Below are 23,067 nucleotides of genomic sequence, written 5' to 3'. Positions count from 1 at the left end.
CGGGCGACCGGGACGGTCACTCGCGTCCCGTCAGCGTCCAGGCGTCCTCGCCGGACCCCTCGTCGTCGTCGTGGTAGTCGGTGGCGGCGGGCCCCGTCGGCTCGGCCAGCGGATCCGCGTACGGGTCCGGGGCGACCGAGGACGGCGCGGCCGGCCCCTCGCCCGGGTCCTCGCCGCGCATCCGCGCGAGGACGCCCGGCAGCTGCTCGGCGGTGACCAGCACGTCGCGGGCCTTCGACCCCTCGGAGGGGCCGACGACCTCGCGCGACTCGAGCAGGTCCATCAGTCGGCCGGCCTTGGCGAAGCCGACGCGGAGCTTGCGCTGCAGCATCGAGGTCGAGCCGAACTGCGTGCTGACGACGAGCTCGGCCGCCGCGACCAGCAGCTCGAGGTCGTCCCCGATGTCGGAGTCGATCTCCTTGCGCTGCGCCTGCACGGTGATGTCCTGGCGGTACTCGGGCTGCGCCTGACGGGTGACGTGCTCGACGACCTTCGCGATCTCGTCCTCGCGGACCCAGGCGCCCTGGACGCGCATCGGCTTGTTGGTGCCCATGGGGAGGAAGAGGCCGTCGCCCTGCCCGATGAGCTTGTCGGCTCCCGGCTGGTCGAGGATGACCCGCGAGTCGGTCACGCTGGTCACCGCGAAGGCGAGGCGGCTGGGCACGTTCGCCTTGATGAGGCCGGTCACCACGTCGACGCTCGGCCGCTGCGTGGCCAGCACGAGGTGGATGCCCGAGGCGCGCGCGAGCTGGGTGATGCGCACGATCGAGTCCTCGACGTCGCGCGGGGCGACCATCATCAGGTCGGCGAGCTCGTCGACCACCACGAGGAGGTACGGGTACGGCTTGAGGACGCGGCTGCTGCCCGCGGGGAGCTTGATCTCGTCGGCGCGGACGGCCGCGTTGAAGTCGTCGATGTGGCGGAACCCGAACGACGCCAGGTCGTCGTAGCGCATGTCCATCTCCTTCACGACCCACTGCAGCGCCTCGGCGGCCTTCTTGGGGTTCGTGATGATCGGAGTGATCAGGTGCGGCACTCCGCCGTAGATGGTGAGCTCCACGCGCTTGGGGTCGATCAGGACCATGCGCACGTCCTGCGGGCGCGCGCGCATCAGCAGGCTCGTGATCATCGAGTTGACGAAGCTGGACTTGCCGGAGCCGGTGGAGCCGGCGACCAGGAGGTGCGGCATCTTGGCGAGGTTCGCCACGACGTAGCCGCCCTCGACGTCCTTGCCGACGCCGATGGTCATCGGGTGCGTGGACGTCGTCGAGGCCGGCGAGCGGAGGACGTCGCCCAGCGAGACGATCTCGCGGTCCGTGTTGGGGATCTCGACGCCGATCGCGCTCTTGCCCGGGATCGGGGAGAGGATCCGGACCTCGTTGCTGGCGACGGCGTAGGAGAGGTTCTTGCTGAGCGCGGTGACGCGCTCGACCTTGACGCCGGGGCCGAGCTCGATCTCGTAGCGGGTGACGGTCGGGCCGCGGGAGAAGCCGGTGACCGTCGCGTCCACGTTGAACTGCTGCAGCACCTCGGTGATGGCGCGGACCATCTCGTCGTTGGCCGCCGAGCGCGCCTTGGAGGGCGTGCCCGTCGAGAGGGCGGCCGCCGAAGGGAGGCGGTACGGCGCGTCGTCCTCGAACGAGGAGTCGAAACCGGCGGTCGGGTCCGCCTCGGCGAGGGGCGCGATCGGGCCGGTCTCGATGACGGGCGGGATCGGGACGGCGGGCGCCACGTCGAGGCGGTCGAGCCGGATGACCTCGGTCGCGTCGTCGTCGACCACGCCGGTCGCGCCGCGGGGAGCGCCCGTCTGCTCGAAGCGGGCGAGCGCCGCCTCGGCGGTCTCGGCCTCGGCCAGCACCTCGGTGGCGTAGGAGCGGGTCGGCGGGTGGGCCTCGTCGTCGCGCTCCTCGAGCGCGGTGTCGAAGCCCTTCGCGCGGCCGCGGGCCGGCGCGGCGCCCTCGATGACCTCGGTGAAGGAGTCGATCGGGAGCTCGGTCTGCACGGTCGGCTCGTCCTCGCGCCCGGACTCGGTGCGCCGCCACCAGGGCAGCTCTCCGCCGTCCTGCTGCGCATCCTCCTCCTGCTCGGCCTCCGCCTTCGCCGCGGCCTTCGCGGCGGCCCGCTCGGCCTTGAGGCGGGCGCGCTCCTCGTCGTCGAGCACGGGGGCGCCGAAGAGGTAGCCGTAGAGCTCCCGCGAGCGCGCGCCGATGCGGTTCGGCGGGGTCTTGGTGATGATGAACAGCGACAGCAGGATCACGAGCGACAGCAGCACGGTCGCGCCGGGGACGGTGGCGATCGCCGCGAGCGGGGCGCCCACCAGCCAGCCGAGGACGCCTCCCGCTGCCGCCATGGTCTCGATTCCCTGGCCGGGCTGCGGCAGGCCGAGGTGCGCGTGGCAGATGCCGGCGGAGGCGACGAGCAGCGTGATGACGCCCACGCCGATCCGCCCGTTGTCGTCGACGGACCGGGGGTGCCGGAAGAGCCAGAGGGAGAAGAGGAGAAGGACGACCGGCAGCACGTAGGCGACCCGGCCGAAGAAGCCGCCGAAGCTCCACGCGTCGAGCACCAGGGCGACCGGGTCGGTCGCGAGGAACCACTCGACGACCGCGCCCGCGACGGCCAGCAGCAGCAGCAGGAAGGGGACGCCGTCGCGGCGCTCCTCCTTCGCCAGCCGCTCGGGACCGAGGGCGCGCGCGGCGCCGCCCGCGAGGTGGGCCAGCGCCATCCAGAGCCGCACGGCGGGGTTGGTGCGCGGGGCGGACTCGAAGGCCACCGCCTTCGTCTCGGCGGCCGCCTTGCCCGAGCCCCGGCCGGATCGCGGCGCGCCGGAGCGCGGAGTCGCGCTGCCGCGCCCGCGCGAGGTCGTCTTGGTACTGGTCGCCATGAGGCCACCGTACCCGCCGCCCCCGTCAGGGCCGGTGACCCGCGCCGCGACGGCCGGCGCCGATCCGCCGCCGGCCGGGAGGCTCAGGCCTCGATGACGAGCGGCACGATCATGGGCCGGCGGCGGTAGGAGGTGTTGACCCAGCGGCCGACGACGCGACGGACGGCCTGCGACAGCGCGTGCTGGTCGCTCGCCCCGTTCCGCACCGCCTCCTCGAGCGCGGCCGCGATCCGCGGCTTGACCTCGTCGAAGACGCTGTCGTCCTCCGCGAAGCCCTTCGCGTGGATCTCGGGGCCGACGACGATCCGCCCCGTGCCCGCCTCGACCACCACGATGATCGAGATGAAGCCCTCCTCGCCGAGGATCCGCCGGTCCTTGAGGTCGGCGTCCGTGATCTCGCCCACCGACGATCCGTCGACGTAGACGAACCCCAGGTCGAGCCGTCCGACGACGGTCGCCCTGCCGTCGAGCAGGTCGATCACGGTGCCGTCCTCGGCGATGATCGTGTTCTCCTCCGCGATCCCGGTCTCGCGCGCGAGCTGCGCGTTCGCGACCAGGTGCCGGTACTCGCCGTGCACCGGCATCACGTTCAGCGGCTTGAGGATGTTGTAGCAGTAGAGGAGCTCGCCGGCCGCGGCGTGCCCGGACACGTGCACCTTCGCGTTGCCCTTGTGCACGACGGTCGCTCCGAGCCGGGTGAGCCCGTTGATGACCCGGTACACCGCGTTCTCGTTGCCGGGGATGAGGCTGGAGGCGAGGATCACGGTGTCGCCCTCCCCCGGCTCGATCTGGTGATCGAGGTTGGCCATCCGGCTGAGGACGGCCATCGGCTCGCCCTGCGACCCGGTGGACATGTAGACGATCCTGTCCTCGGGGACATCGCCCGACTTCTTCATGTCGACCAGGACTCCCGGAGGGACGTGCAGGTAGCCGAGATCCGCGGCGATGCGCATGTTGCGGACCATGGAGCGGCCGAGCAGCGCCACGCGGCGGCCCGTGGCGTGGGCCGCGTCGAGCACCTGCTGCACCCGGTGCACGTGGCTGGAGAAGCTCGCGACGATGACGCGGCGGGTCGCCCTGGCCATGACGCTCTCGATGACCGGGCCGATGTCGCGCTCGCTCGGCGTGAAGCCGGGGACGTCGGCGTTGGTGGAGTCGACCATGAACAGATCGACGCCCTCCTCGCCGAGGCGGGCGAAGGCGCGCAGGTCGGTGATCCGGCCGTCGAGCGGCAGCTGGTCCATCTTGAAGTCGCCGGTGTGCAGCACCGAGCCGGCGTCGGTGACGATCGACACGGCCAGCGCGTCCGGGATCGAGTGGTTCACGGCGACGAACTCGAGCTCGAAGGGCCCGAGGTTCTCGACGTCGCCCTCCTTCACCGTGAGCGTGTACGGCGTGATCCGGTGCTCCTTGAGCTTCGCCTCGACGAGGGCGAGCGTGAGGGTGGACCCGATCAGCGGGATGTCGCGCTTCAGGAGGAGCAGGTAGGGGACGGCGCCGATGTGGTCCTCGTGGCCGTGGGTGAGGACCACTCCGACGATGTCGTCGAGCCTGTCCCGGATGGGCGTGAAGTCCGGGAGGATCAGGTCGACGCCCGGCTGGTCCTCCTCCGGGAAGAGCACGCCGCAGTCGACGACCAGGAGCCTGCCGTCGATCTCGAAGACGGTCATGTTGCGGCCGATCTCGCCGAGGCCGCCGAGGGGGATGATCCGGAGCGTTCCCGGAGCGAGCGGGGCGGGGATGATCACGGGACCGGGCATGCGCCCTCCTTCTCCAGCGGTGCTTTCTCGGGACGTGCCGCTCGGGCTCAGCGGGTGGTGCCGGCGACCTTCGGGAGGGCGCCGCCGGCCGCGGCGTTGCGGTCGGGCCGGAAGTTGCGGAAGTCGACGCCCGGGATGTCGCGGACCAGGCCGAGCTCGTCCTCGATGAGCGCCGCCTCCGACTCCTCCGGGCCGACCAGGGGCAGCCGCACGCGCGGCGAGGAGATGCGGCCGAGGCCGTGCAGGATGTACTTCGCGGCGACGGTCCCGGGGACGTGCGTCATCACGGCGCGCACGAGCGGCTCGAGCTGCTGGTGCGCGCGGGTGGCCGCGTGGAGGTCGCCCGCGTTCACGGCGTCGACGATCGTGCGGTACGGCGCGGCGGCGATGTTCGCGGTGACGCCGATGAGCCCCGTGGCGCCGATGGCGAGCTCGGGGAGCACGTTCGCGTCGTCGCCGCAGAAGTACATCAGGTCGGTCTGGTTGAGCACGCGGCTGACCTCGGAGAGATCGCCCTTCGCGTCCTTCACGGCCAGGATGTTCGGGTGCTTGGCCGCCCGCAGGATCGTCTCGTAGCGGATCGGCACGCCGGTGCGGCCGGGGATGTCGTAGAGGATCACCGGCAGGTCCGTCGCATCCGCGATCATCCGGAAGTGGGTGAGCACGCCCGCCTGCGTGGGCTTGTTGTAGTACGGGGTGACGATCATGTTGCCGTCGGCGCCGGCCTTCTCGCTCTGACGGGCGAGCTGCATGGCGTGGGCGGTCTCGTTCGAGCCGCCTCCCGTGATGATCTTGGCGCGGCCCCCGGCGACCGAGCGGCCGACCTCGACGAGGCGGATCTTCTCCGGGTCGGTCAGGGTGCTGGTCTCGCCCGTGGTCCCGGTGACCACGATGCCGTCCGCGCCCGCTGCGATGCAGTCGTCGATGTGCTTCTCGACACCGGGCCAGTCGACCTCGCCGTCGGCGGTGAACGGGGTGACCAGGGCGACCAGGACCTGGCCGAAGGGATTCTCCGGAGTTGACACGCTGCCAGGGTAGCGGGTCGCCGCCGCGCCGCCGGGAGGAGGTTCCCGGAGCCGCCCGCGCGGACGGCAGCAGGCGGATCGGGCGGGACGGCCCGCTCGTCCTCGCCGGGCGGCGGGCTACGGAGCGACGCGGCCGTTCGCTGTGAAGGCGGCGGCCGTGAGGGGCATCAGCTCCTGGAAGTGCGTCTCCATCTGCTCGGCCGCCATCTCGATCTCGCGCTGCGGGAAGGAGGGGAACGTCGAGTCCTCGCGCTTGGTGCGCAGGGAGAGGAAGTTCATCAGCGAGCGGGCGTTGAGCGTGACGTACATCGACGAGTAGATGTTCAGCGGGAGGACGATCCGGGCGACCTCGCGGGCGACGCCCTCGCCGAGCATCCGCCGGTACGACTCGTAGGCCTGCGTGCTGACGCGGCGCGTCTCCTCGGCGACGAGCTCGGCCTGCTCCGCGGTGCCGGGCTCGAAGGAGTAGGCGCCGGGCTTGCCGACCTGCACGAGGTTGCGGCGGGGGCCGGGCACGTAGAAGACCGGACGGAGCTCGCGGTAGCGGCCCGACTCCTCGTTGTAGGAGGCGATGCGGTGCCGCATGAACTCGCGGAAGACGAAGATCGGCGCCTGCACGTAGAAGGTCATCGAGTTGTGCTCGAACGGCGAGCCGTGGCGGTCGCGCATGAGGTAGTTGATCAGGCCGCGGTCGCGCTTGCGCTGCAGCTCGGCGTCGGACTCCTCGCCGTCGAGCGCCTCGGCGAGCGTCTTCTCGCCCTGGGTCGAGACGCGGGCCGCGAACAGCACGTCGGAGTCGTGGGCGCTCGCGCGGACCAGCTCGACGACGACATCACTGCGGAAGACGGGACTACTCGGGTCTGCGCTGAGGCTGCTCTGTTCGGTCACGGATCGAACCTAGACCACGCTCCGACCGCGGCCGTCGTCACATCCCGAAACAGTCGTCCGCGCAGCGCCCGCGCCGACCTACGCTTCCCTGATGGAGCCCGTGACGATCCTCGCCGCACTGCTCGGCCTCGTCGTGCTGGGCGTCGTCCTCGGGGCTGTCCATCGGGCCCGCTCCGGGCGCGTCGCGAGCGCCCCCTCGCGCCAGGACCCCGCGATCGACCCCGGCGAGCTCGTCCCCGGCGCAGTGCTCGGGACCCGGGCCACAGTCGTGCAGTTCTCGACCGACGTCTGCACGCGGTGCCCTGCAGTGCGACGGATGCTCGGGGAGCTCGCCCAGCAGCGGCCCGGGCTGGCGCACCTCGACGTCGATCTGACGCACCGCCCCGACCTCGCGGCGCGCTTCCGCGTCCGGCAGACGCCCACGCTCCTCCTGCTCGATCGAGACGGAGTGCCGCGCAGCCGCGTCGGCGGCGCTCCGACCCGGGCCGCCCTGACCATCGAGCTCGACCGACTCCAGGAGACATGATGAGCACCCGCTCCCCCTCCACCACCGGCGCCACTCCCCCGTCCGGCACAGTCGATCCCCGCGGCCCGAGGGTCGCCGCCGGAGTCACCGCCGCACTCCTCCTCACGGCCGTGGGCCTCGGGCTCGCGGCCCCGGCCCGGGCCGACCTCGACGGCCGGCTCTCCCAGCCCGGCTTCCTCCTGCTGCTCGCGCTCGCCGCCCTCTTCGCCTGGTCGGCCGCGCGCGGCGTCGGCTCCGGCCCCTGGGCGGTGCTGTTCCGCCGGGTGGTCCGGCCGCACCTGGCACCGCCGCGCGAGTGGGAGGACGCCCGCCCGCCGCGCTTCGCCCAGCTGATCGGCCTGGTGGTGACCGGCACCGGCGTCCTCCTGCACGTCGCCGGCGTCCCGGGATCGGTTCCGGTCGCCGCGGCCGTCGCCTTCCTCGCCGCCTTCCTCAACGCCGTGTTCGGCCTCTGCCTGGGCTGCGAGCTCTACCTCGTGCTCGCGCGGGCCGGCCTGGTCGGGCGCTCGGCCGGCTCCCGGGCGTGAGGCTCTAGGCTGGGTCCGCTTCGCGGGCGGCCCGCGACCGGCTCCGGGAGGCACCATGAGCGACTCATCCGCACGGCACTCCGACCACGACGGGACCACGGACTCCGGCTCGCCGCGACGCGCCGCGCGCACGCCGGGCGAGCACGTGTCGACGCCGTCCGAGCTGCCCTCGGCCCGGCCGGACGCGTCCGCTCCCCGGCTCCGCGTCCTGATCTCGGGCGCCAGCGGGATGATCGGCTCCGAGCTGACCCGCCAGCTGCGCGCCGAGGGGCACGAGATCCTGCGCCTGGTGCGCCACGCGCCGTCGAGCCCGGACGAGTTCCACTGGGCGCCCACCTCGCACATGCTCGACTTCAGCGTGCTCGACCGCGTCGACGCCGTGATCAACCTCTCCGGCGCCTCGATCAGCCGCCTGCCGTGGACCGCGTCCTACAAGCGGGAGATCCTCGACTCGCGGATCCAGTCCACGCAGACCCTCACCGACGCGATGCGGATGTCCTCGACCCCGCCGACGACGCTGATCAACGCCTCCGCGGTCGGCTACTACGGAGACCGCCCGGGCGAGGAGCTCACCGAGCAGTCCTCGCGCGGCGACGGGTTCCTCGCCGACGTCGTCGACCGCTGGGAGAAGGCCGCCCACCTCGCGCCCGAGGCCACGCGGGTGGTCACCGCTCGCACCGGGCTCGTCCTCGGCGACGGCGGCGCGCTCAAGCCGCTCCTGCCCCTGACGAAGCTCGGCCTCAGCGGACCCCTCGGCAGCGGCAACCAGGCCTGGCCCTGGATCAGCCTCTACGACGAGGCCGCGGCGATCCGCCACCTGCTCACGTCCTCGCTCTCGGGCCCGGTGAACCTCGCCGGACCGGTGCCGGCGACCGCGAACGAAGTGATGCGCACCCTCGCCGAGCAGCTGCACCGCCCGTTCAAGCTGGCCGTCCCCGAGAAGATCATCGAGCTCGCGCTGCGCGACGCCGGGCACGAGCTCCTGCTCTCGAGCCAGCGCCTGGTCCCCCAGCGGCTGCTCGACGACGGCTTCGAGTTCCGCCACCGCACGGTCGGCGCGGCGCTGGAGTGGGTGCTCGCCTGATCCCGGCCGCCCGAGCGGTTCTCGCCCGGAGAGCCGCGCTCGAGTCGCGGCCGAGCGGTCAGGCCGGAGCCTCGTGCTCCAGCGCGATGGCCCGGCGGATGGCGCCTCGGGCGCGCTTGCGGTCGCCACTGGCGTCGTAGGCGAGGCCGAGGCGGTACCAGGCACGCCAGCTCCCGGGCTGCGCGTCGACCTCCTCCGCGTACTGCGGGAACAGCGCGTCCGCCTCCTCCCGGAGCGGACGCCCGCTGGCCCGCGAGTCGAGGACCTCCTGCGGCAGCGCGTTCTCGCCCTCCAGCCGACGGGCCAGCTTCTCGGCGCGGAGCCCGAACAGCAGCTCGCGCACGAGCCCCCAGACGCCGACGGCGCCGAGGATCAGCAGGCCGACGCCCATCACGATGCCGGGCACCGTCGCCGCGGCGAAGGCGACGACGGAGTACTGCAGGCAGACGAACAGGTAGAGGGCGAGCAGGACCGCCATCAGGACGACGCCGATGCGGGTCCTCACGGGGTGCTCGTCGCTGCGGCGGCCTGGCCGGACGGAGCCCGGTCGATGACGGGCTGCTCGTCGACCGGCCGCTCGTCGAGAGGCGCGGCGTCGAAGGCGGCGCGCAGGTCGATCAGCGCGTCGAGGCCCACCACCACGCCCGTGGTCGTCCGGACCGCGTCGAGAGCGCGCAGGACGCCCTGCTCGTAGGACGCCTGCGAGGTGGTGTCGTGCCGGATGGTGACCGTCTCGCCGGTGCCGCCGAAGACGACCTCCTGGCGCGCCTCCACTCCGGGCAGGCGGAGGCTGTGGACCGGGACGCTCGCGACCTGCTGGCCGCGGGCCCGCTGGTCGGTGTGCGGAGCCTGCACCGGACCGAGCTCGGCCCGGGCGCGCAGCAGCAGCTCGGCCGTGCGGACCGCGGTCCCGGAGGGCGAGTCGACCTTGCGGGCGCCGTGGGTCTCGACGATCTCGGCGGCGTCGAAGAAGCGCGCGGCCACGGTGGCCAGCGCGGTCGCGAGCACCGAGCCCAGCGAGAAGTTGGGGATGATCACGACGCCGGCCTCCGGCTGCTCGGCGACGCTGCGCCGGAGGGCCGCGATCCGGTCGCCGGTCCAGCCGGAGGTGCCGACGAGCACCTTCCTCCCGTTGGCCACGGCGAAGTCGACGATCTGCTGGCTGACGGCCGGCACGGTCATGTCGACGACGACGTCGGCCGCGAGCATCTCGGCGGGATCGCTCCGCGAGCCGAGCCGCGCGACGAGCGAGAACTCGCTCGACGCCTCGATGAGCGAGCAGGTGAACGAGCCGAGTCGGCCGGACGCGCCGACCACGGCGACGGAGGTAGTCACCGACTCAGCGTAGCCCGCGGCTCAGTACGGCTGGGCCTCGGGCAGGCCGGTGCGCAGCTCCACGGGCAGGTGCGAGAGGTCGTTGTGCACGACGAGCACCGGCGGCTTGCGGGAGCGGACGCGGATGATCGTCAGCCCGCAGTTGGCCTGGTTGAGGCCCAGCCACCGCCAGTCGGGAGCGTCGAACACGTGGCGGACGAACCAGCCGATCACGAAGTTGTGGGTGATGAGGAGGTCGTGGCGGTCCTCGCGCGACGGCGCCAGGAACTCGGCCACCGCGTCCTGCATCTGCGCGTGCCCCGCCTCGATCTCGGCCGCGGTGACGCTGCCGAAGAAGGGCTCGAACGCCTTGGGCATGTCCGGGGTCGGCCCCGAGGGGATGCAGTCGAACAGCAGCGAGGACGGCTGGAGCGGCAGGCTCGGCAGAAGCGTCTGGAAGCGCGCGGCCGTCTCCTCGGCCCGGCGCAGCGGCGAGTGCCACGCTCCGGTGAAGGGGACTCCGCCGAGCCGCTCGGCGATGAGCCTCGCCTGGCGCTCACCACGGGCCGAGAGCGGGCCGTCCGGCATGCCGTGCTCGGCGTCCTGCTGCTCGCCGTGGCGGACGAGGTAGATGTAGTGGGACACGGGGTCCTCCCTGGTGCGGCGCGGCGGTGCGCGGTCAGCGGGCGTTCGACGATCGGATCAGATCGCGGAGGCGCTCTCGATCCCGGCGATCCCGGCGAAGGCCGACTCGTCGACCGCGCCGACGGCCGAGATCGACGACGGCCCCCGGGCCAAGTCTGCCGCGAGTGCCTGGACGTCCTCCGCGCCGACGAGGGCGAGTCGGCGCAGGCTCTCGTCGAGGTCGACGAACTCGCCGAAGGTCAGCTCGGCGCGTCCGAGGCGCGACATCCGGGTGTCGGAGTCCTCCAGCGCGAGCGCCGCCGCTCCCGAGAGCTGGCCGCGGGCGCGGGCGAGCTCGTCGTCGGTGACGCCGTCCTCGGCGAGGCGGTGGAACTCGGTGAGCAGGAGCTCGGCGACCGTCCCCGCCTTCGCCGGGGTGCACGCGGCGTAGAGCCCGAAGAGGCCCGCGTCCGAGTAGGACGGGGCGAAGGAGTAGACGGAGTAGGCCAGGCCGCGCTTCTCGCGCACCTCCTGGAACAGCCGCGAGGACATGCCGCCGCCGAGGATCGAGTTGAGGACGCCCATCGTCATCCGCCGCTCGTCGCCCGCGGCGAGACCGGGGAAGCCGACCAGCAGGTTCGCCTGCTCGGTGGGGCGGTGCACCACCGACAGGGCGCTGCCGCGGGTGTAGGACGCACGGCCGCCGACGCGCCGCTCGACGGGCGGGGCCGCCGTGCCGAGGTCCCAGCCGTCGGCGACGAGGACCCGCTGGAGCAGCGCGACGAGCGCCTCGTGGTCGACGGCGCCGGCGACGGTGATCACCACGTCTCGCGGGCGGTAGGCGGCGCGGTAGTGCGCCCAGACCGCGTCCCGGGTGGCCTCGCCGATGGTCGCGGCGGTGCCCCCGATCGGGCGGCCCAGCGGGTGGTCGCCGAACACGGCCTCGAACAGCTTCTCGCCCGCCACGTCGGCCGGATCGTCGTCCGCCATCGCCAGCTCCTCGAGGATGACCCCGCGCTCGGTCTCGAACTCGTCCGGATCGATCAGGCTCGAGGTCACCATGTCGGCGATCACCTCGACCGCCATCGGGAGGTCGCGGTCCTGGATCTTGGCGTAGTAGCAGGTGTACTCCTTGGCGGTGAGAGCGTTGTGCTCCCCGCCCACGGAGTCGAAGGACACGGCGATGTCGAGGGCGGACCGCTTCTGCGTGCCCTTGAACAGCAGGTGCTCGAGGAAGTGCGTCGAGCCGACGTTGGAGGGCACGGCGGGCTCGCCCGCGGTCGCGGGGCGGCCGGGCCGCTCGTCGCGAGAACCCGCGGCGACCCAGAAGCCGATCGTGGCGCTGCGGGCGCCGGGCACCGATTCGCTGAGGATGCGGACACCGCTCGGGAGGACGGAGCGGCGGACCGTGGATCCGCCTGCGGCCCGGACTGACGTCTCCGGCTGGTCGAGGGGCAGTGCGACTCCGTGATTCATCGTGCCCACCCTAGGCCACCGCGACGGCGGCCCGAGCCGGGCTGTCGCGCCGTGGCGGGAGAGGTGCAGGGGGCGTCGCGGACGGGCGCGGTCAGCGGCGCGCGCGCTCCAGCGCGGCCAGGTGTCCGGGGTCGAGCTCGAGCGAGACCGCGCGCACCAGCGCGTCCACGTCGGCGGGTGAGCGCGGGGCGACCGTCGCGGCGGTCAGCCGCGGCCGGCCGAGCAGCCAGGCCAGGGCGACGGCGGCGGGAGCGGCCGAGAGCTCGGCACCGATCGCGTCGAGGACGGCGAGGACCCGGCGTCCGCGGCGCCCGAGGTGGGCGGCGGCGAGTGCCCCGTCGGGCAGGCGGCCGAGCTCGCGGCGGGTGCGCTCGGCGCCGCGGAGGAACCCGTGGGCGAGGGGGACGGTCGCGAGCAGGGCGAGTCCCTGGCCGGCGGCGACGAGGCCGAGATCGCCCTCCGAGCCGGGCCGCTCGAGCAGGTTCCAGCGGACCTCCGCGCCGGCGAGGCGGGGCAGCCCGTGGGCGGCCAGGACGCGCGCCTCGAACAGCTCCTCCGGGGAGAACCCGGAGGCGACCACCGACCGCACCAGCCCGCGCGCCAGCAGCACGTCGACGGCGCTGAGGAGCTCGTCGAGGCGTCCGGCCCCGTCGGGGCGGACCGCCAGCACATCGAGGCGATCGGTGCGGAGGCGGCGCAGCGCCCCCTCGACACGGTCCACCAGCGCACGCGGCGTCGCGGGCGCGCCGACCGGAGCGGCGAAGCGGCCGATCAGGAGGAAGCGGTCCCGGTCGCGGTGTCCGGCGGGCCAGCCGCCGACGCCCTCCGCGAGGCTCGAGTCGGTGACGACGACGCCGTTGCCGCCCCACGCCGCGTAGCGCTCGAGCAGCGCGGCACCGTCGTCGCGGCCGAGGGCCGCCGCGTCGAGCACGAAGGGGAAGAGGTCGTGGCCGGAGTCGCCCATCGGCCGGCGGCGCGAGGGTGCGACGGCGGTCGGCTCGACGGAGCCGGTCTCGGCGAGGACGCCGCTCGAGGCGGCTGCGCGGGAGACCGCGGGCGGGAGCGGGACGGCACTGTGACGGGGAGCCCGCACGACGGCGCCGGTCCTGTCCCTGGGCACGCCACCACTCTCCCTGCGGCGGCTCGGGTCCCGCCAGGGGAGAGAGTATCCGAGCGCCGTAGCCGCCACTCCGCCGGGTCGCGCACGGTTCACCAGATCGTTACACGGGCGCCGCCGGCGGGGTCGACTCGCGCCGGCGAGCGGTGCGGCGGGCCCCTCCGTGTCGGCCGTCCGGGCTAGATTCGCGACCATGGACTCCGCCGCCCCGACCCCCTCCGAGACCGCCGCCCCGACCTCCGACTCCCCCGAGCGGGAGACGTCCGCGCCCTGGTGGACGAGCGCCGTCGTCTACCAGATCTACCCGCGCTCGTTCGCGGACTCGAACGGCGACGGCATCGGCGACCTGGGCGGCATCCGCTCGAAGCTCGACCACCTCGCCGACCTGGGGGTCGACGTGATCTGGCTCTCGCCGGTCTACCCGTCGCCGCAGCACGACAACGGCTACGACATCTCGGACTACGAGGACATCGACCCGCGGTTCGGGACGCTGGAGGAGTTCGACCTGCTCCTCGCGGAGGCCCACGAGCGCGGCATCCGCATCGTGATGGACCTCGTGGTCAACCACACGAGCGACGAGCACGCCTGGTTCGTCGAGTCCCGCTCCTCGCAGGAGGACCCGAAGCGCGACTGGTACTGGTGGCGCCGCGGGCGCCGCTCGGCCGAGCCCGGCCGCGAGCTCGAGGCGGCCGCCGGCGCCGGCCTCGACGTCGCCGAGCCGAACGGCTGGCGCTCCTACTTCTCCGGCCCGGCCTGGACGCTCGACCCGGCGACGGACGAGTACTTCCTCCACCTCTTCGCGGTGCAGCAGCCGGACCTCAACTGGGAGAACCCCGAGGTGCGGCACGCGGTGCACGCGATGATGAACCGCTGGCTCGACCGCGGAGTGGACGGCTTCCGGATGGACGTGATCAACCTCGTCTCGAAGGACGTCGGAGCCGTCGACGGCGACCAGGGCGGCGCGGGCATCGTCGGAGGGGTGGGTCCGCGGCTCCACGAGTACCTCCGCGAGATGCACGAGGCCGTGTTCGCGCACCGCGAGGGCTCCTTCCTCACCGTCGGCGAGATGCCCGGGGTCACCCTCGAGGAGGCGGTGCTCGTGACCGATCCCGAGCGGCGTGAGCTCGACATGGTCTTCCAGTTCGAGCACGTCGGCATCGACCACGGAGTCGACAAGTTCCACCCGGTGCCGCTGGACCTGGTCGCCTTGAAGGCCAACCTCGCGCGCTGGCAGGACGGCCTGGCCGAGCGCGGCTGGAACAGCCTGTACCTCGGCAACCACGACCAGCCGCGTCTCGTCTCGCGCTTCGGGGACGACGGCGCGCACCGCTACGAGTCCGCGACCCTCTGGGCGACGCTCCTCCACCTCCAGCGCGGCACGCCGTACATCTACCAGGGCGACGAGATCGGGATGACGAACGTCCCGTTCGCCGGCATCGAGGACTTCCGCGACGTCGAGTCCCTGAACTACTGGGCCGAGGCCGTCGGCGAGCGCGGCGAGGACCCGGCGACCGTGCTCGCCGGGCTGCGCGCGCAGAGCCGCGACAACGCCCGCACGCCGGTGCAGTGGGACGACAGCCTCCAGGCCGGCTTCACGACCGGCGAGCCGTGGATCGCGGTCAACCCGAACGCCGCCGAGGTGAACGTCGCCGCCGATCGGGCCGCCGAGCGGTCGGTCTTCGAGTACTACCGGTCGCTGATCGCGCTGCGGCACGCCGACGAGACGGTGCAGCTGGGCCGCTTCGCGCTGCTGGAGCCCGAGCACCCCGCGCTCTTCGCCTTCACGCGCACCGGACCGGGCGAGCTGCTCGTCGTCGGGAACGTGTCCGGTGAGCCGCTCGAGGTGCCGCTGCTCGAGGAGTGGGCGGCTGCCGAGACGGTCCTCGGCAACGTCGCCGGTGCGACCGGGTCGACGCTCGGCCCGTGGGAGGCGCGCATCCTGCGCCGCTGAACCTCGCCGCGCCCCGCTCCGAGCACGGCGCGGGGCGCGGCGCCCGACGGCGGTGGACCAGCGGGCGAGGGCCTCAGGCGGAGACGCGGTCCAGTTGAGCGACGTCGCTGCGGGTCAGCGGGAGCGCGGCCGCCGCGAACAGCGACTCGAGCTCCGCGGCGTTCCGCGCCCGGACGATCGCCGCCGAGACCTCCTGGTGCGAGAGCACCCAGGCGAGCGCGACCACGCCGGGCTCCGTGCCGTGGGCCCCGGCGATCTCGTCGAGGGCCGCGAGCACGCGGGAGCCGTGGCGGCCGACGTAGTCCAGGCCCGCCTCGAACAGGGCCGACTCCGGCTCGTCCGTGCGGCTGCGCAGGGCGCCGGTGAGGTAGCCGCTCGCCAGGGGCAGCCGCGCGAGGGTACCGAGCTCGAGCCGCACCACCTCGGGGGCGACGTCGGTCTCGTAGGTCCGGCGCTCCATCAGGCTGTACTCCGACACGACGGCCGAGAGCGACGGCAGCGCGAACGCGGTCGCCGTCTCGTGCAGCGCCGTGATCGCGGCTCCGCTGAAGTGCGCGGCGCCCAGGGCGCCGACCGAGCCGTCCGCCAGGAACGGCGCGACCGCCGCCAGGCTGTCGGCGATGGGGATCCCGGGGTCCTCGCTGTCGAACGAGAGCAGGTCGATCCGGGTGCCGAGCCGCTCGAGGCTCCCCTCGATCGCGATGCGGACGTCCTCCGGGGCGAGGCCCGGCGCGTCCGGGTGCCGGCCGACCTTCGTCGCGACCAGCATCCGCTCGCGCAGCCCGCTCTGCTCGAGCCAGCGGCCGATCATGTACTCGCTCCGACCGGTCGCGTAGTGGTCCGCGGTCGAGATCAGGGTGCCGCCGAGACGGCCGAACGCGTCGAGCACCTCGGTGGTGTCGTCGATCCCGGCGGCCCAGCCGAAGACGGAGCCGTCGAGGGCGAGCGGATGCACGGGGAGGCCGGTCCGACCCAGGGTGCGTGAGAGGAGGGGCGTCTCCGGCTCGGTGGCCAGGGGCGTCGGGTCGGTCACGGAGTCCTCCGGTCGGGGCGGTGCGGCGCGGTCCCGCCACCGTACCCCATGCCCCCGCCGACGACGGACGCCCGCCCCACCGGAGTGGGACGGGCGTCACGGTCGTGCAGGAGGGATCAGCTCTCGGCGGGAGCCTCGACCTCGGCCTCCTCGGCCACGACGGGCGCGAGGGACAGCTTGCCGCGGTCGTCGATCTTGGTGATCTGGACGAGCAGCTTCTGGCCGACTCCGAGGACGTCCTCGACGTTCTCGACGCGCTTGCCGCCGGCGAGCTTGCGGACCTCGCTGATGTGCAGCAGTCCGTCCTTGCCGGGGAGGAGCGAGACGAACGCGCCGAACGTCGCGAGCTTGACGACGGTTCCGAGGAACTGCTCGCCGACCTCGGGGTTGGTCGGGTTCGCGATGGCGTTGACCTGCGCACGCGCGGCCTCGGCCGACGGACCGTCGACGGCTCCGATGTAGACGGTGCCGTCCTCCTCGATGGAGATGTCGGCGCCGGTCTCGTCCTGGATCGCGTTGATCGTCTTGCCCTTGGGGCCGATCAGCTCGCCGATCTTGTCGACGGGGATCTGCACCGAGATCACGCGGGGCGCGGTCGGGGCCATCTCGTCGGGCTGGTCGATGGCCGCCGTGAGCACCGCGAGGATCGTGGTGCGGGCGTCCTTGGCCTGCTTGAGCGCGGCGTCGAGCACCGACGACGGGATGCCGTCGAGCTTCGTGTCGAGCTGGATGGCCGTGACGAACTCGGCGGTTCCGGCGACCTTGAAGTCCATGTCGCCGAGCGCGTCCTCGGCGCCCAGGATGTCGGTCAGCGCCGCGTAGCGGGTCTGGCCGTCGACGACGTCGGACACGAGGCCCATCGCGATGCCCGCGACCGGGGCGCGCAGCGGCACTCCGGCGTTGAGGAGCGACAGGGTCGACGCGCAGACCGAGCCCATCGAGGTCGAGCCGTTGGAGCTCAGCGCCTCGGAGACCTGGCGGATCGCGTAGGGGAACTCCTCGCGGCTCGGCAGCACCGGCACGAGGGCGCGCTCGGCGAGGAAGCCGTGCCCGATCTCGCGACGCTTCGGCGATCCGACGCGGCCGGTCTCACCGGTCGAGTAGGGCGGGAAGTTGTAGTGGTGCAGGTACCGCTTCTTGGTGACGGGCGACAGCGAGTCGATCTGCTGCTCCATCTTGAGCATGTTCAGCGTGGTGACGCCCAGGATCTGGGTCTCGCCGCGCTGGAAGATGGCCGAGCCGTGGACGCGCGGGATGACCTGCACCTCGGCGTCGAGCGGGCGGATGTCGGCCAGGCCGCGTCCGTCGATGCGCACGCCGTCGCGGAGGATGCGGCCGCGGACGACCACCTTCGTGACGGACTTGTACGCCGCTCCGACCTGGTTGTAGGCCTCGGCCGAGAGCTGGCCCGAGGCGATGCGCTCGGCGATCTGCTCCTTGACGCGCGCCTTGAGGGCGTCGTCGGCGTCCTGCCGCTCGACCTTGTCGGCGATCTGGTACACGCGGACGAGCTCGTCGTAGCTGAGCTCGGCGACGTTGTCGTAGGTCTCCTGCGCGTAGGGCAGGAACACCGGGTAGTCCTTGACCGGCTTCGCGGTCTCGGCGGCGAGCTTCGCCTGCGCCTCGACGAGTGCGCGGAGGAAGGGCTTGGCGGCCTCGAGGCCCTCGGCGACGACGTCCTCGCTGGGCTTGGTCGCACCCGCCTTGATGAGGTTCCAGGAGGACTCCGTGGCCTCGGCCTCGACCATCATGATGGCGACGTCCGAGGAGCCGTCCTCGTTGGTGACGACGCGGCCCGCGACGGTGAGGTCGAAGACGGCGTTCTCCAGCTGGGAGGCCTTGGGGAAGGCGACCCACTGGTCGTTGCCGGAGCCGTCGGACATGAGCGCCAGGCGGACGCCGGCGACCGGGCCGGAGAACGGCAGGCCGGAGATCTGCGTGGACGCGCTCGCGGCGTTGATCGCGAGGGCGTCGTAGAACTCGTCCGGCGCGATGCTGAGGACCGTGATGACGATCTGGACCTCGTTGCGCAGGCCCTCGACGAACGAGGGGCGCAGCGGCCGGTCGATCAGACGGCAGACCAGGATCGCCTCGGTGGAGGGGCGGCCCTCGCGGCGGAAGAACGAGCCGGGGATCTTGCCGGCGGCGTAGGAGCGCTCCTCGACGTCGACGGTCAGCGGGAAGAAGTCGAAGTTGTCCTTCGGGTTCTTCGAGGCCGACGTGGCCGAGAGGAGCATGGTGTCCTCGTCGAGGTAGGCGGCGACGGCGCCCTGAGCCTGCTGCGCGAGGCGGCCGGTCTCGAAGCGGACGGTGCGGGTACCGTACGAGCCGTTGTCGAGAACGGCTTCGGCGAATGTGATTTCAGGACCTTCCAAGAGGTCTGTCTCCTTAACGTCTGCAGCGGCGCCCCTTCTGGGCGCCGGCGTTCGTCGGAGCAGCGGTCCGGTCAGGAATCGAGACGATCCCACGGCAGGGCTTCGCGCCGTGCCGTCGTGTGGAGGGCGTTCGTGCTGGCCACCAGTAGAAGAGCTCCGGGCTGTCGCGACCTGTGCCGCGAGCGGGACGTGCCGCCTGCGACTCGTGCCGCGGCGGCCCGTGCTCTGTCGCACGCTGCCGCCGTCCGGGACTCCACCACCGAGGACCAGCTTCCTGCCGGCCTGCTCCGTGGCTCGAATCCTGGGTCGACCGGCGGTCGCTTTCGGATTCGGAACCGGTTCATGCTATCAGCCGCGGTGCGGTTCCTCCATGGACCGCGCCGACCCGGCCGGCCCTCCGCCCGTCAGCCCCGCGTCTCGTGCATCAGCAGCTCGACGCGCAGCCCGCCCCTCACCGTCACGATGCGGGCCGGCACGCGGGGCGACCTCCCCGCCTCCGAGAGCCGGGCGAGGGCGGCCTCGACCACGTTCTCGAGACCGCGCGGCACCTGGCCGACGAGCCCCGAGGGGCGCTGGGCCGCGAACAGGCGGACCGGCATCGGAGCATCCACGCGCTCCTCCTCCGCGGTGCGGCGCGGGATCACGGCCGTGACCTCGTCCTCGCCGAGGGCGAGCACCCGCGCGATCTCGTCCTGGTGCGGCCGGGAGTCGGCGAGGCGGAGGAGGGTGTCACCGCGCCGCGACTTCGGACGCAGCTCGTAGTCGTAGTCGTCGAGCTTGCCCGAGCCGCGGTCGTCGGAGGGGAGGGGGTTCGCGTCGCCGCGTCCGAACGGGAAGAGCTTCATGCCTCCATTGTCCAGCTCGCGGCCCCTCCCCCGCTCGCGTCAGGCGGTGCGCCGCATCCGGGCGATCGCCGCGAGCACCAGGACGAGCACGACGGCGACGAAGCCGAGCAGGACCGGGACGGCCGGCAGGAGCGCGAGCGCGGCACCGATCGCCAGGACCGGCACCGCGAGGCCGAGATAGGCGGCGAGGAACACGGCCGCGAGCACCTCGCCGCGGGTCTCGTCGGTGGCGAGCGAGCCGGCGACTCCGAGCGCCAGGCGGAAGAGCAGGCCCACGCCCGCTCCCGCGAGCACCCCGCCGATGATGAAGGCGGACACCGAGACGATCACGGCGCCGGTCGCGACCAGCAGCAGCCCGGCCGTCAGCGCCACGGCCGAGAGGCGGAGCGCCGTCCGCGAGGACAGCCGGATCGAGACCAGCTGCGCGACGGCTCCGGCGGCGAAGACCCCGAAGGAGACCGCGCCCGCCTCGAGGTGGGAGGTCTCGCCGAAGCGCCCGGCGAGGAAGGTCGGCGCCAGCGAGGTGAAGAGGCCGAGCACGGCGAACCCGGCGAACGCGCCGACCGCGGCCGAGAGGAAGACGCCGCGGGAGGCGGCCGGCACGGCCAGGCGCTGCGGACGGTAGGCCGGGAGGACCTCGCGCCGCTCGACCGTCTCGGGGACGAGCGCGACGCCGATCCCGAGGACGACCAGGAGGACGAGGAACACGGCGTACGGGACGACCAGGGGCTCGCGCACCGTCACGGCGAACACCCCGCCGACGAGCGGGCCGAGCGCCAGCCCGCCCATGTTCACGAGGGCGGAGACGGCGCGGGAGGTGCCGGGGCCCTCCTCCGGGCGGGCGACGGCGCGCAGCTCCGAGAGATGGGCGGTGGCCGTCGCGGTGAGCGCGCCGACGCCGAGCCCGGTCAGCAGGCGGGCGAGGATCAGCCCGGGCACGTCCGGCCAGAGCAGGAACACGGCGGCCGCCAGGACCTCGACGAGGATCGACGCGAGCAGGATCCGGCGGCGGCCGAGCCAGTCGCTGACGTGCCCGGCGAGGAAGAGGCTCGCCACGACTCCGACCGCGTACGCGGCGAAGACCACGGTGACGACGAAGGCCGGGAACCCGTCGCGCTGCTGGTAGATCGCGTAGAGCGGTGTCGGCACGGTCGAGAACGCCATCACCGTGAGGAAGGCGACGGCGATCACCCGGAAGCCGTGGCGGTGCGGGAGCTCGCGGCGGTGGACGGACGGGAGGGAGCGCTCGGTGGTGGTCACAGTGTCCACAGTGCTCCGCCCCATCATCCGAGTCCAACGGAGGATCTCGGATGAATTGATCGTCCCTGTTGGATAATGGGCGCATGGACGACCGCCAGCTCGCCGCCTTCGTCGCCGTCGCCGAGGAGCTCAGCTTCACCCGGGCGGCCGCGCACCTGTTCGTCGTGCAGTCGACCCTCTCGGCGAGCATCCGCTCGCTCGAGCAGGAGCTCGGCTCGCCGCTGTTCGCCCGCTCGACCCGGCGGGTGGCGCTCACCGCGGTCGGCGAGGCGCTCCTGCCCTCGGCCCGATCGGCGATCGACAGCCTCGACCGGATGCGCTCGCTCGCGGCCGACGACGCGGCGGGGCTCCGCGGGCGGGTGCGGGTGGGCACCTTCTCCGCCCTCGACCTCGTCGACCTGCCCGGCGCGCTCGGCGTCTTCCGCACCCGGCACCCGCTGGTGGACCTGCTCCTGCGCACCTCGACCACCGGCTCCACCGGTCTCGCCGAGGACCTGCGCCGCGGCCTGCTCGACGCCGCTCTGCTGGCACTGCCGGCGACGCAGCTGCGGGGCCTGGCGGTGACGCGGCTGGTGCGCAGCGACTACGTCCTGCTGGTGGAGAGCGCGCATCCGCTCGCCGCGGCGGGACCGCCCTCTCCGCAGGACCTCGACGGGCTCACCTTCGTGGACACGCCCGCCGGCTTCGGCAACAGGGTCGCCGTCGACCTCGCCTTCCGCGAGGCCGGGGCGTCGCGCCGGGTGGCCACCGAGGTCGCCGATCTGCCGGGGATCCCCCGCTTCGTGCAGGCGGGGCTGGGTCCGGCGATCGTGCCGCGCGCGGGCGTCGAGCCGCTGGAGGGCGTCACGGCCCTCGCGCTCGACTGGCCGGGGCTGGTCTGGGAGCTCTCGGTCTGCACGGCGCCGCGCCCCTCCGCCGCGGTGCAGGCGCTCACGGCCGTGCTGGCGGAGCGCTCGGCCTAGGCCTCAGCCCTCGCGCAGGGGGCCGCGGACGATCGAGTCGCCGGAGTGCTCCGGGTCGTCGTCGAACGGCTCCTGGGAGACGTCCACGAGCGAGTACTCGGCGAGGTCGACGTCGTCGGGCACGGCGAAGACGCCGTCGGTCCCGTCGAGCACGCCGAGGCCTACCAGCCCGGAGGCGTCGGCGGCGAGGAGCCAGACCTCCCGGTACGAGTCGTCCGCGCTCTGCGCATCGAGGTGCACGTGCAGGCGGCGGGCGCCGTCGGCGTCCTCCAGCTCCGCGGTTCCGCTCGCTCCCTGCCAGTCGGGGAGAGCGGCGAGATCAGCGCGCGCCACGACGGCGGCGGCGTCGTCGCTCCGCGAGGCCTGCCACCAGGCTCCGCCCGCGACCCCGATGACGAGCGCGCCGAGAGCTGCCAGAACGGCGCTCAGAGCGCGGGGCCGGCGGCGGCGCGCGGGACGGTGACGTCCCCGGGGAAGGGCGAGCGGAGGCGGCACGGCAGCCGCCGACGACGGCAGGGCGCCGGGCCCGAGGTCGCCGAGGGCGAGCTCCTCGCGGATGCGGTCCCAGACGATCGCGGGCGGCGCCTCCAGCTCGACAGCACGGCTCGCACGGCCCAGGCCCGCGGCGTGGCCGAGCTCGACCAGCTGCCGGGCGCAGTCGGGGCAGTCGCGCAGGTGGGCCTGCTCGGCGTCGCTCGAGTGCTCGCCGAGGGCGAGCAGGGCGAGCTCGTCGGGATCGAGGTGGGTCATGTGCTGCTCACCTCCAGGCGGGAGCGGAGCCGGTCGAGGCTGCGGCGGATGTGGCTCTTGACGGTACCGAGCGGCAGGCCGGTGCGCTCGGCGATCTCGGTGTGGGTGAGGTCCTCGTAGAAGGCGAGGCCGATCACCCGCCGGGGGACGGGATCCAGGCGGGCCAGCTCGTCGGCGATCAGGATCCGCGCCTCGAGGTCGACGGGGGCCTCCCCCTCCTCGACCGGCGTGACGGCGACGAGGGCCTCGGTGAGCCTCCGCTCGCGCGCCCGCGCCTCGTGCGCGTCCGCGATCCTCCTCCGGGAGATCCCGACCAGCCAGGCTCCGAGAGCCGCCCGTCCGGGGTCGAAGCCCGAGCGCGAGGTCCAGGCCGAGACGAACACGCGCTGCACCACGTCCTCCGCGTCGCCGCGGTCGCCGAGCGAGCGCAGCGCCAGCGTGAAGACCAGCGGCGACCAGCGCGAGTAGGCCTCGGCGAGCGCCGCCTCCTCCCCTGCGGCGAAGCGGCGGCCGAGCCGGGCCACGAGAGCGCTGTCGGCCTCGGCGCCGTCGGCGGGCTCGATGGTCTCGATCAGGGGATCCCTCCAGGGCTGCGGGGAGCGCTGCCGCCCGGGGGCGTGCGGCGCTGCGAGGCTCATCGTACGTCGCTGAGGCTCGGGCGGGCGG

General features: G+C 73.3%; 20 protein-coding genes. 5 read left to right on the top strand and 15 right to left on the bottom strand.

All coding sequences use genetic code 11. The features are described 5' to 3' along the window. Window positions 1-16: 16 nt before the first annotated feature. From C5C50_RS02320 to thyX, 4 genes are all read right to left on the bottom strand, one after another. Entirely contained in the window at window positions 17-2,884 is a 2,868-nt protein-coding gene (locus C5C50_RS02320) for a DNA translocase FtsK (protein WP_104272755.1), read from the bottom strand. 83 nt (window positions 2,885-2,967) lie between these two features. Continuing rightward, window positions 2,968-4,644, bottom strand: a complete 1,677-nt coding sequence (locus C5C50_RS02315; protein ID WP_104272754.1) for a ribonuclease J — start codon at window positions 4,642-4,644, stop codon at window positions 2,968-2,970. A 47-nt stretch (window positions 4,645-4,691) separates the two neighbouring features. Continuing rightward, window positions 4,692-5,669 (bottom strand): 4-hydroxy-tetrahydrodipicolinate synthase, encoded by a 978-nt coding sequence (gene dapA / locus C5C50_RS02310; RefSeq protein ID WP_104224469.1) that lies wholly within the window; start codon window positions 5,667-5,669, stop codon window positions 4,692-4,694. A 117-nt stretch (window positions 5,670-5,786) separates the two neighbouring features. Next, on the bottom strand, window positions 5,787-6,557 hold the full coding sequence (thyX, locus tag C5C50_RS02305; protein ID WP_104226301.1) for an FAD-dependent thymidylate synthase: 771 nt from the start codon (window positions 6,555-6,557) through the stop codon (window positions 5,787-5,789). 91 nt (window positions 6,558-6,648) lie between these two features. Here thyX and C5C50_RS02300 point away from each other — a divergent pair, with 91 nt between their 5' ends. From C5C50_RS02300 to C5C50_RS02290, 3 genes are read left to right on the top strand one after another with little or no spacing between them, the layout of a single operon-like run. Continuing rightward, window positions 6,649-7,083, top strand: a complete 435-nt coding sequence (locus C5C50_RS02300) for a thioredoxin family protein (protein WP_104233266.1) — start codon at window positions 6,649-6,651, stop codon at window positions 7,081-7,083. Continuing rightward, entirely contained in the window at window positions 7,083-7,610 is a 528-nt protein-coding gene (locus tag C5C50_RS02295) for a DUF4395 domain-containing protein (protein ID WP_104224466.1), read from the top strand. The genes C5C50_RS02300 and C5C50_RS02295 overlap by 1 nt, the downstream gene beginning before the upstream one ends. Window positions 7,611-7,665: 55 nt before the next feature. Further along, window positions 7,666-8,694, top strand: a complete 1,029-nt coding sequence (locus C5C50_RS02290; RefSeq protein WP_104272753.1) for a TIGR01777 family oxidoreductase — start codon at window positions 7,666-7,668, stop codon at window positions 8,692-8,694. A 58-nt stretch (window positions 8,695-8,752) separates the two neighbouring features. Here C5C50_RS02290 and C5C50_RS02285 read toward each other — a convergent pair whose 3' ends face one another. The 5 genes from C5C50_RS02285 to C5C50_RS02265 all read right to left on the bottom strand — a co-directional run bounded on the left by C5C50_RS02285 (window position 8,753) and on the right by C5C50_RS02265 (window position 13,228). Next, window positions 8,753-9,199: a hypothetical protein gene (locus tag C5C50_RS02285; protein WP_104250175.1), complete on the bottom strand. Its 447-nt coding sequence runs from the start codon at window positions 9,197-9,199 to the stop codon at window positions 8,753-8,755. Beyond that, window positions 9,196-10,029, bottom strand: a complete 834-nt coding sequence (gene dapB, locus C5C50_RS02280) for a 4-hydroxy-tetrahydrodipicolinate reductase (protein WP_104250174.1) — start codon at window positions 10,027-10,029, stop codon at window positions 9,196-9,198. The genes C5C50_RS02285 and dapB overlap by 4 nt, the downstream gene beginning before the upstream one ends. 21 nt (window positions 10,030-10,050) lie before the next feature. Beyond that, a complete protein-coding gene (locus C5C50_RS02275; RefSeq protein ID WP_104224462.1) occupies window positions 10,051-10,653 on the bottom strand; it encodes a histidine phosphatase family protein in 603 nt (200 codons plus the stop codon). 57 nt (window positions 10,654-10,710) lie between these two features. Further along, complete coding sequence (locus C5C50_RS02270; RefSeq protein ID WP_104224504.1) at window positions 10,711-12,108, bottom strand: pitrilysin family protein; 1,398 nt, start codon at window positions 12,106-12,108, stop codon at window positions 10,711-10,713. 91 nt (window positions 12,109-12,199) lie between these two features. Then, the gene (locus tag C5C50_RS02265) at window positions 12,200-13,228 is read right to left on the bottom strand and encodes an aldo/keto reductase (RefSeq protein ID WP_146085843.1); all 1,029 of its coding nucleotides are present in this window, start codon (window positions 13,226-13,228) and stop codon (window positions 12,200-12,202) included. A gap of 190 nt (window positions 13,229-13,418) precedes the next feature. Here C5C50_RS02265 and C5C50_RS02260 point away from each other — a divergent pair, with 190 nt between their 5' ends. Next, window positions 13,419-15,176, top strand: a complete 1,758-nt coding sequence (locus C5C50_RS02260) for an alpha-glucosidase (protein WP_104272751.1) — start codon at window positions 13,419-13,421, stop codon at window positions 15,174-15,176. A gap of 73 nt (window positions 15,177-15,249) precedes the next feature. Here C5C50_RS02260 and C5C50_RS02255 read toward each other — a convergent pair whose 3' ends face one another. The 4 genes from C5C50_RS02255 to C5C50_RS02240 all read right to left on the bottom strand — a co-directional run bounded on the left by C5C50_RS02255 (window position 15,250) and on the right by C5C50_RS02240 (window position 20,689). Further along, the gene (locus tag C5C50_RS02255) at window positions 15,250-16,209 is read right to left on the bottom strand and encodes an aldo/keto reductase (protein ID WP_104260622.1); all 960 of its coding nucleotides are present in this window, start codon (window positions 16,207-16,209) and stop codon (window positions 15,250-15,252) included. Window positions 16,210-16,325: 116 nt separating this feature from the next. After that, a complete protein-coding gene (locus tag C5C50_RS02250) occupies window positions 16,326-18,584 on the bottom strand; it encodes a polyribonucleotide nucleotidyltransferase (RefSeq protein ID WP_104224806.1) in 2,259 nt (752 codons plus the stop codon). 404 nt (window positions 18,585-18,988) lie between these two features. Further along, the gene (locus C5C50_RS02245; protein ID WP_104226292.1) at window positions 18,989-19,429 is read right to left on the bottom strand and encodes a hypothetical protein; all 441 of its coding nucleotides are present in this window, start codon (window positions 19,427-19,429) and stop codon (window positions 18,989-18,991) included. Between the two features lie 39 nt (window positions 19,430-19,468). Next, window positions 19,469-20,689: an MFS transporter gene (locus C5C50_RS02240; protein WP_258067609.1), complete on the bottom strand. Its 1,221-nt coding sequence runs from the start codon at window positions 20,687-20,689 to the stop codon at window positions 19,469-19,471. A gap of 83 nt (window positions 20,690-20,772) precedes the next feature. On the opposite strand from C5C50_RS02240, the gene C5C50_RS02235 reads away from it, so the two are divergent. Then, window positions 20,773-21,651: a LysR family transcriptional regulator gene (locus C5C50_RS02235; RefSeq protein WP_104272749.1), complete on the top strand. Its 879-nt coding sequence runs from the start codon at window positions 20,773-20,775 to the stop codon at window positions 21,649-21,651. Window positions 21,652-21,654: 3 nt separating this feature from the next. Here C5C50_RS02235 and C5C50_RS02230 read toward each other — a convergent pair whose 3' ends face one another. Both C5C50_RS02230 and C5C50_RS02225 read right to left on the bottom strand, forming a co-directional pair. Beyond that, window positions 21,655-22,401 (bottom strand): anti-sigma factor, encoded by a 747-nt coding sequence (locus tag C5C50_RS02230; protein WP_104224810.1) that lies wholly within the window; start codon window positions 22,399-22,401, stop codon window positions 21,655-21,657. Continuing rightward, window positions 22,398-23,039: an RNA polymerase sigma factor gene (locus C5C50_RS02225; protein ID WP_104226288.1), complete on the bottom strand. Its 642-nt coding sequence runs from the start codon at window positions 23,037-23,039 to the stop codon at window positions 22,398-22,400. The genes C5C50_RS02230 and C5C50_RS02225 overlap by 4 nt, the downstream gene beginning before the upstream one ends. Window positions 23,040-23,067 lie beyond the last annotated feature (28 nt).

It is taken from the genome of Rathayibacter sp. AY1D9 (assembly GCF_002932395.1).
Lineage (GTDB): Bacteria > Actinomycetota > Actinomycetes > Actinomycetales > Microbacteriaceae > Rathayibacter.
This window is presented reverse-complemented; position numbering and strand designations above follow the sequence as displayed.

What these genes read in the sequence shown, in the direction of transcription:
- C5C50_RS02225 (WP_104226288.1), bottom strand. Translation starts at nt 23,039, where the DNA reads ATGAGCCTCGCAGCGCCGCACGCCCCCGGGCGGCAGCGCTCCCCGCAG.
- C5C50_RS02235 (WP_104272749.1), top strand. Translation starts at nt 20,773, where the DNA reads ATGGACGACCGCCAGCTCGCCGCCTTCGTCGCCGTCGCCGAGGAGCTC.
- C5C50_RS02290 (WP_104272753.1), top strand. Translation starts at nt 7,666, where the DNA reads ATGAGCGACTCATCCGCACGGCACTCCGACCACGACGGGACCACGGAC.
- C5C50_RS02270 (WP_104224504.1), bottom strand. Translation starts at nt 12,108, where the DNA reads ATGAATCACGGAGTCGCACTGCCCCTCGACCAGCCGGAGACGTCAGTC.
- C5C50_RS02260 (WP_104272751.1), top strand. Translation starts at nt 13,419, where the DNA reads ATGGACTCCGCCGCCCCGACCCCCTCCGAGACCGCCGCCCCGACCTCC.
- C5C50_RS02295 (WP_104224466.1), top strand. Translation starts at nt 7,083, where the DNA reads ATGAGCACCCGCTCCCCCTCCACCACCGGCGCCACTCCCCCGTCCGGC.
- C5C50_RS02230 (WP_104224810.1), bottom strand. Translation starts at nt 22,401, where the DNA reads ATGACCCACCTCGATCCCGACGAGCTCGCCCTGCTCGCCCTCGGCGAG.
- C5C50_RS02300 (WP_104233266.1), top strand. Translation starts at nt 6,649, where the DNA reads ATGGAGCCCGTGACGATCCTCGCCGCACTGCTCGGCCTCGTCGTGCTG.
- C5C50_RS02245 (WP_104226292.1), bottom strand. Translation starts at nt 19,429, where the DNA reads ATGAAGCTCTTCCCGTTCGGACGCGGCGACGCGAACCCCCTCCCCTCC.
- C5C50_RS02315 (WP_104272754.1), bottom strand. Translation starts at nt 4,644, where the DNA reads ATGCCCGGTCCCGTGATCATCCCCGCCCCGCTCGCTCCGGGAACGCTC.
- C5C50_RS02320 (WP_104272755.1), bottom strand. Translation starts at nt 2,884, where the DNA reads ATGGCGACCAGTACCAAGACGACCTCGCGCGGGCGCGGCAGCGCGACT.